This window comes from Paraburkholderia sp. SIMBA_027, assembly GCF_046535315.1.
Taxonomy (GTDB): Bacteria; Pseudomonadota; Gammaproteobacteria; order Burkholderiales; family Burkholderiaceae; genus Paraburkholderia; species Paraburkholderia tropica.
Genome location: NZ_JAWRWY010001161.1, coordinates 1 through 253 on the forward strand (window position 1 = coordinate 1; position 253 = coordinate 253).

The window sequence follows — 253 nt, forward strand, 5'->3', positions numbered from 1 at the left end:
CTTTGATAATCCCCTTGCGGACTTTGTGATTTGAAACAGGGCCGACTTCCGCATTCAGCTTGAGGCTTCCTGTGGTTCCGTCATCGCTGGCCCGCATCTCCACCCAGACAATTAACGGATAACCTGCCCACCAGTTTTCGCAGCCGAGCCATGCGTCCTTGGTCTTATCCAATTCCTCGTGCCATCGCGCGGGCAGAAAGCTCACGAGGTTCTTCGCAAGGCTTGAATATTTGAACTCACGGTTGCCAATCCT

The 253-nt window shown here is 53.4% G+C and carries 1 protein-coding gene; it reads right to left on the reverse strand.

Going from position 1 to position 253, the window contains the following annotated elements:
* Positions 1-253: hypothetical protein (locus tag SB764_RS42790; protein WP_410867148.1), on the reverse strand; the 253-nt coding region annotated here is incomplete at both ends.